This is a genomic window from Oscillibacter sp. CU971, assembly GCF_905219725.1.
In the GTDB taxonomy this organism is placed as follows: domain Bacteria; phylum Bacillota; class Clostridia; order Oscillospirales; family Oscillospiraceae; genus Oscillibacter.
Genome location: NZ_CAJMXG010000164.1, coordinates 1 through 6,761, shown reverse-complemented (window position 1 = coordinate 6,761; position 6,761 = coordinate 1). Strand labels below are relative to the sequence as shown.

The window sequence follows — 6,761 nt, the reverse complement described above, 5'->3', positions numbered from 1 at the left end:
TCCTACATTTTATCCCTCATTAACTTTGTGGCCTGTCTGGTAATGAAGACAGACAGGCCTCTTTTCGACAGGCTGAGGGGGAGGCGTTTCAGCCTCCCCCTTTTAANTTTTCCAGAGCGTCGGGGCGATCTGCGGTAATCATCCTAAGGGTTTGGCATTCTTCCAGGTCCGGGCAGCCGCCGCATGTGGTTACGCCCTTTTTCAAAGCGCATTGACGGATCTCGCAGAGCTGTTCGCAAAACACCGTTTTCACTCCCGCGGCCCGGCAGCCCCGGCAGTTGATATGTTCGGGCAGAATGGGGGCGTTGTTTAGCTCTGCCCACAATTTCGCGGTTTTCTCACGCAGCGCCTGGTCGTCATGGATGGTCGCGAGGTACGCGCCGCATTTCTCACAGTCCAGGCCGCAATAGGCGATCATTTCTCTCATGGCCGTCTTCCTCCTGCAAATGGATGTTTCACATATTATAGCACCGTTCCCAGGCCAATTCAACCCGCCCTGTAAGGCTGGCGGCGGTTTCTCCCTTTGACAAAGGCCAACCTATTTGCTATGATGGAACCATNATTTGAGAGAGGAGCGGGACCATGAAACATGTGAAATACGGAAAATGCGTCCGCTGCGGCAAAACCTACGCGGCCGTGCCGGACCTGACTACCTGCGAATGCGGCGGCATTTTGGATATCATCTATGACTATGAGTCCATCAAAGCCCGTCTGACCAAGGAGGTCCTGGCGAACCGGGCCGAGCGGTCCATGTGGCGCTACCGGGAGCTGCTGCCCATCGAGGAGGGCGCCGTCCCCACGCCCCTGCGGGTGGGCTGGTCCCCCCTCTACGAGGAGCCGCGCCTTGCGCAGCAGCTGGGCCTGGGCCGGCTCTTTGTAAAGGACGACGGCCAGAACCCCACGGCCTCCCTGAAGGACCGGGCCAGCGCCATGGCGGTGGCCAAGGCCCGGGAGGCCGGGGCCAGGGTAATTGCCTGCTCCTCCACGGGAAACGCCGCCTCGTCTCTCGCGGGCAACGCGGCGGCGGCGGGGCTTTCCACGTACATCTTCGTTCCCTCCCGGGCCCCCAAGGGGAAGGTGGCCCAGCTCATGACCTTCGGGGCCACGGTGATCTCCGTCCAGGGCAGCTATGAGGAGACCTTTGAGCTTTCCAAACAGGCCATTGACAAATGGGGCTGGTACAACCGCAACGCCGCCATCAACCCCTATCTCTCCGAGGGCAAGAAGACCGTGGCCCTGGAGATTATGGAANAGCTGAACNGGGAAGTGCCGGANTACATCGCCATCTCCGTGGGGGACGGCTGTACCATCGCGGGGCTGTGGAAGGGCCTTAAGGACCTGCACGCCATCGGCTTCATTGACCGCCTGCCCCGGCTTATCTCCGCCCAGGCGGCGGGCTGCTGCCCGCTGAACCGGGCCATTGAGAGCGGCATGCCTTGGGAGCCCATGGAGGAGAACACCCTGGCGGACTCCATCGCCGTGGGCGTGCCCCNGAACGCGGAAAAGGCCCTCATGGCCATCCGGGAGTCGGGCGGATTGACGGTGAACGTCACCGACGAANAGATCATGGCCGCCCAGCAGCTCCTGGGCCGGACCTGCGGCGTCTTCGGCGAGCCCGCCGGGGTCACCGGCACGGCGGGGGTGAAAAAGCTCTGCGAGGNCGGAAAAATCGGCAGAGACGACACGGTGGTCTCTGTGGTGACGGGCAACGGATTGAAGGACGTGGCCAACGCCATCGCCGCCTGCGGGGACCCCATCACGATTCCCTCCGATATGAACCGGCTGCTGGCGGCTTTTGCCGAGAAGGNCATTGGGGCGGNGGGAGTATGATCCTCCGGCCCTACCGTCCCTCCGATCTCCGGGAGCTTGCGGAATTGTTTTATGACACGGTGCATACGGTGAATGCCGGGGACTACACGGCGGAGCAGCTGGACGCCTGGGCGGACGGAGCCCCGGACTTAGAGGAGTGGGGCAGGACCCTCCTGGCGCACACCGCCCTTGTGGCGGTGGAGGGGGAGACTCTCGCGGGCTTTGGAGACATGGACCGCTCGGGTTATCTGGACCGCCTGTATGTCCACAAGGACTTCCAGCGCCGGGGCATTGCCTCCGCCCTCTGCGACGCGCTGGAAGCGGCGGTGGAGGCGGAGCGGATTGTCACCCACGCCTCCATCACCGCCCGGCCGTTTTTTGAGAAGCGGGGTTATCGGACCCTCCGGGAGCGGCGGGTACTCCGGCATGGAGTGCCCCTGACCAATTACAACATGGAAAAGCGCCGGTTCCCGGCTGCACAAAACGCCTGTTACTCAGCAGAAAACGCCGTTGCGCCCCAGGCGGAAACGGAGTAAGATAGACGCGGCATTCCAAGAGACAGGAGGGGACTCCCCATGAAAACAGCGTTTGACGCCCACTGCTGGGCGGAAATCGATTTGGACGCCCTGGTCCATAACTTCCATCTGATTCGGGAAAAGGCGTCGCCCGCCGCGGTCTGCGCCGTGGTAAAGGCCGACGCCTACGGCCACGGGGACCGCATGGCGGCCCGGACCCTGGCGGAGGCGGGGGCNGCGTGGTTCGCCGTATCCTCCCTGGCGGAGGCCCGGCACCTGCGCCGCAGCGGTATCAAGCAGCCCATTTTGATTCTGGGCATGACCCGTCCGGAGTGCGCCGGGGCGCTGGCGGCGGAGGGGATAACCCAGGCGGTCTACAGCCTGGAATACGCCCGGGCCCTGTCCCAGGCGGCGGAGGCCGCCGGGGTGACGGTGGAGGGCCACCTGAAAATCGACACCGGCATGGGCCGCATCGGCTTCGGGGCCTGCCGGGACTTTGAGGGGGCGGTGTCCGGCCTTCTGGAGTGCCGGAGGCTGCGCGGCCTTTCCATCACCGGCGCGTTCCAGCACTTTCCCGTGGCGGACTCCCTGTCGGAGGAGGACCGCCGCTATACGGAAAAGCAGTACGCCCTCTTCCGCCGGGTGGTGGAGCGCCTGGAGGCGGCGGGGCCCCTGAGAACCGTCCACTGCTCCAACTCCGCCGGACTGACGGCCCACCCGNAGTGGAGCGGCGACATGGTCCGGGCCGGGGTCATCCTCTACGGCCAGGACCCCAGCGCGGAGGTGGCCTTCCCCGGCCTTCGGCCCGTCATGGCCTTGAAAACCGTGGTCAGCCAGGTGAAGGACCTGGCCCCCGGGGACTGCGTGGGCTACGGGCGGACCTACACGGCGGACCGGCCCCTGCGGGCGGCCACCGTTTGCTGCGGCTACGCCGACGGCTACCCCCGGTGCCTGTCCAATCTGGGCACGGCCTCCATTCACGGCCATCCCGCCCCGGTGATTGGCCGGGTGAGCATGGACCAGATTGTTCTGGACGCCTCCCAGGCGCCGGAGGTCTCCGCCGGGGATGAGGCCGTGCTGCTGGGCGCCGCTCCGGCGGACGGCTTTGCCCAGGCGGCGGAAAAGGCGGGGACCATCACCTACGAGCTTCTCTGCGCCGTGGCCCGCCGGGTGCCCCGGGTCTACCTCCGGGGGGGAGAAGTGGTGGAGGTTCTGGACTACCTGGATAAGGAGTGAACGCCTCGCCAATGCCGGATCCTTGGAAAAGGGGAGTGTCCAAAATAAAGATTTTATGATAAAATGGAAATATGAAAAGACGAACAGAAGAGGCATGGAAGAAATGCCCGAGATGCGGAAAAATCGAGAACCAGATCAAGGCAGGATACAACGGTTCGGGAAGCCAACGCCGCAAGTGTAAGGAGTGCGGCATATATTACACCATAGACCCAAAACAGCACGCGTACCCGGAAGAAACCAGAGAACTGGCAATCAAAATGTATTAAGGCGGGGGCAGCGGCCGCGGCGTGGGAAAGATTCTGGGGATGAACAAATCCAATGTGATGAATTGGATAAAAAAGAGCGCCCGGAGGAAGAGTAACCAGGAATCCACAGTCGGCACAAGACTTGTGGAACTGGATGAGCTGTACTGGTTTTTGGAGTACAAGCCCCGGACGGAGACCCGGGAAAATNTCTACATTATGACGATGGTGAGCTGAAAACCTCGGCAAATGGTGGGGCATGTTGTAAGTTGGGATAAGACATCTCCCTTTTCCCTCTTTGATTTCTTTTAACCCTGTGTTTGGACACTCCCTGGAAAAGGCCGGCCTTGACATCCAGGCCCTTCCATGCTATCATCGTTTACAGCCCTGTCCCCGGAAAGTGTTTCTGACCGGAGGACTTGGATTTCATATCTGTCGGTCTGACGGCAAGGTGGTTCNGAGCCGTAAGAGGAGAGACATCGGGCGCGGGGAGGTTCCCCGGGCCTTGGCGCGTGCCTGCGTCCCCTCTGCCGGATCGGCGGAGGGGCTTTTATTTTTCCGCGAAGGAGGGAAGCTATATGGAGACCCGCGTCGCCGTCCTGGCGGTCATTGTCCGGGAGGCGGACTCCGTGGCGGCGCTGAACGCCCTGCTGCACCAGTATGAAAGCGCCGTCCTCGGGCGGATGGGAATTCCCTGCCGGGATCGGGGGATACGCTTAATCAGCGTGGCCCTGGACGCTCCGGCGGATGTGATCTCCGCCCTGTCCGGGAAAATCGGCCGGCTGCCCGGCGTGACGGCCAAGACCGTTTACGCCCCTGAGAATGCCTGAGCCTTGCAAAAAAGAACACATTATGGGAGGAAACAACGGATGAAAATCTTGAAGACCCTTGCCCTTGCCTTAGCCCTGCTGCTGGCCCTTTCCGCCTGCGGCGTGATTCGCGGCGGCGACGGCCCCGCTCAAACGGCGGGCGGCTCCGCCCCGGGGGAGGAGAGCGGCCCGGCAGAGGGTTCTTTGCCCCCGGAAGAAATGCCGGATGAACTCTATCTGCTCCAGATAGGGGCGCTGAAAGGGCCAACTGCTATGGGACTTGTGCAGATGATGGAGCGGCGGGGGCCCACGGCGTCCATTTATTTCTGGGAGTTTGCTCTGGCGGGCTCCGCCGATGAGCTGACCCCCGCCTTCATCAAGGGGGACCTGGATATCATCTGTGTCCCCGCCAACCTGGCGGCGGTTCTCTACAACAAGACCGAGGGCCAAATCGTCACCCTGGCCGTCAACACCCTGGGCGTGCTCTACATTGTGGAAAACGGCGGGGAGAGCGTTCAGTCCATGGAGGACCTCAAGGGCAAAACCATCGTCGCCGCCGGGAAGGGGTCTACCCCGGAGTTCGGCCTCCAGTACCTCCTGGAGCAAAACGGCCTGGACCCGGACCGGGACGTCACCGTCGACTGGAAATCGGAACACGCCGAGTGCGTCGCCGCCCTGGCGGCGGNAANGGCNGACATCGCCCTGCTNCCCCAGCCCTTCGTCACCGTNGCCCAGGGGAAGCTGGAAAANCTCCGGGTGGCCCTGGACCTGACGGAAGAGTGGGACGCCCTGGACAACGGCTCCGCCATGATTACCGGCGTGGCCGTGGCCCGGCGGGAGCTGGTGGAGGAGCGCCCGGAGCTGGTGGATAAGTTCCTGATGGAATACGCCGAATCTGTGGAGTGGGTGCATGAAAACACCGCCGGGGCGGCGGAGCTGGTGGCCCAAAACGGCATCATCGAAAGCCCCGCCATCGCGGAAAAGGCCCTGCCCCGCTGCAACATCGTCTGTCTCACCGGGCAGGAGATGTATGAAAAGCTCTCCGGCTATCTCCAGGTGCTGGCGGAGGCGGCCCCGGAGTCCGTAGGCGGTGTGCTCCCCAGAGACGACTTCTATTATGGCGCCTAAGCTCCGCCCCTGGTCCGTGGCCCTCTGGCTGCTGGCCTGGCAGGGGGGGAGCGTGGCCCTGGCGGCGGCTTATCCCCACGGGGGGCTGCTGCTGGCCTCGCCGGTTCAGGCGGCCCTCCGCCTCCTGGAGCTGCTGCCGTCCTCCGCCTTCTGGCGGGCGGTGGGGAACTCGTCTCTGCGCATCTTCGGGGGCTTTCTCCTCTCCTGCGCGCTGGCTCTTCTGCTGGCGTCTCTGGCGGCGGGCCGGCCCTGGCTCCGGGATCTGCTGGCCCCGCCGGTGGCGGTGGTGAAGGCGGTCCCCGTGGCCTCCTTCATCATCCTGGCCCTGGTGTGGCTGGACGCGGAAGCGCTGTCCCTGTTCATTTCCGCCCTGATGGTCTTCCCGCCGGTGTACCTCAACGTGCTGGAGGGACTCCGGCAGACAGACCCGAAGCTCCTGGAGCTGGCCCGGGTCTACCGCATCCCCTTCCGGCGGCGGGTATGGGGCGTTTACCTGCCCCAGGTGCTGCCTTATTTCCGCTCCGCCGCCTCCCTGGCCCTGGGGCTTTGCTGGAAGGCGGGAGCGGCGGCGGAGGTCATCGGCCTTCCGGAGGGGACCATCGGCGAGCGGCTTTATACCGCCAAGGTCTACTACCAGACCCCGGACCTCTTCGCCTGGACCGCCGTGATCCTGGCGCTGTCGGCGGTTTTCGAGCGGCTGTTCCTGGCGGCGGTGGACGGCTTGGCTGGAAAGGCGGGAGCATGATGGAAATTCATGTGGAAGGGCTCTGCAAGGCCTATGGCGGCAGGCCCGTGCTGACCGGCCTGAGCGCCGTCTTCCGCCCGGGGATCACCTGCGTCGCCGCCCCCTCCGGAACGGGGAAAACCACCCTGCTCCGCCTCCTGCTGGGCCTGGAGCGCCCCGACGGGGGAATCATCCGGGGCGCGGACTGCCGATGGGCCGCCGTGTTCCAGGAGGACCGGCTGCTGGAGAACCTCTCCGCCGCCGGAAATCTCCGCTTCGCCCTGGGGGAGGTTCCGGG

Annotated in this window: 8 protein-coding genes; 7 read left to right on the top strand and 1 reads right to left on the bottom strand. The window is 64.1% G+C overall.

Features of this window, described 5'->3' with window-relative positions:
* Positions 1-88: 88 nt before the first annotated feature.
* The gene (locus tag JX325_RS11165) at positions 89-427 is read right to left on the bottom strand and encodes a DUF3795 domain-containing protein (RefSeq protein ID WP_204791201.1); all 339 of its coding nucleotides are present in this window, start codon (positions 425-427) and stop codon (positions 89-91) included.
* A gap of 155 nt (positions 428-582) precedes the next feature.
* On the opposite strand from JX325_RS11165, the gene thrC reads away from it, so the two are divergent.
* The 7 genes from thrC to JX325_RS11130 form a co-directional block, all read left to right on the top strand.
* Positions 583-1,830: a threonine synthase gene (thrC, locus tag JX325_RS11160; RefSeq protein WP_204791200.1), complete on the top strand. Its 1,248-nt coding sequence runs from the start codon at positions 583-585 to the stop codon at positions 1,828-1,830.
* Positions 1,827-2,345 (top strand): GNAT family N-acetyltransferase, encoded by a 519-nt coding sequence (locus tag JX325_RS11155; RefSeq protein ID WP_204791199.1) that lies wholly within the window; start codon positions 1,827-1,829, stop codon positions 2,343-2,345. Before thrC ends, JX325_RS11155 begins: the two co-directional genes overlap by 4 nt.
* 39 nt (positions 2,346-2,384) lie before the next feature.
* A complete protein-coding gene (alr, locus tag JX325_RS11150) occupies positions 2,385-3,560 on the top strand; it encodes an alanine racemase (RefSeq protein ID WP_204791198.1) in 1,176 nt (391 codons plus the stop codon).
* An 820-nt stretch (positions 3,561-4,380) separates the two neighbouring features.
* The gene (locus tag JX325_RS11145; RefSeq protein WP_204791197.1) at positions 4,381-4,632 is read left to right on the top strand and encodes a TM1266 family iron-only hydrogenase system putative regulator; all 252 of its coding nucleotides are present in this window, start codon (positions 4,381-4,383) and stop codon (positions 4,630-4,632) included.
* Between the two features lie 39 nt (positions 4,633-4,671).
* Positions 4,672-5,739 (top strand): ABC transporter substrate-binding protein, encoded by a 1,068-nt coding sequence (locus JX325_RS11140; protein ID WP_204791196.1) that lies wholly within the window; start codon positions 4,672-4,674, stop codon positions 5,737-5,739.
* Complete coding sequence (locus JX325_RS11135; RefSeq protein ID WP_204791195.1) at positions 5,729-6,484, top strand: ABC transporter permease; 756 nt, start codon at positions 5,729-5,731, stop codon at positions 6,482-6,484. The genes JX325_RS11140 and JX325_RS11135 overlap by 11 nt, the downstream gene beginning before the upstream one ends.
* Positions 6,481-6,761, top strand: a 281-nt coding sequence (locus JX325_RS11130; RefSeq protein ID WP_374220610.1) for an ATP-binding cassette domain-containing protein, incomplete at its 3' end; no start/stop codon positions are given. The genes JX325_RS11135 and JX325_RS11130, both read left to right, overlap by 4 nt.

Coding starts and splice junctions, on each gene's coding strand:
- JX325_RS11155 (WP_204791199.1), top strand. CDS start 1,827: ATGATCCTCCGGCCCTACCGTCCCTCCGATCTCCGGGAGCTTGCGGAA.
- JX325_RS11145 (WP_204791197.1), top strand. CDS start 4,381: ATGGAGACCCGCGTCGCCGTCCTGGCGGTCATTGTCCGGGAGGCGGAC.
- JX325_RS11135 (WP_204791195.1), top strand. CDS start 5,729: ATGGCGCCTAAGCTCCGCCCCTGGTCCGTGGCCCTCTGGCTGCTGGCC.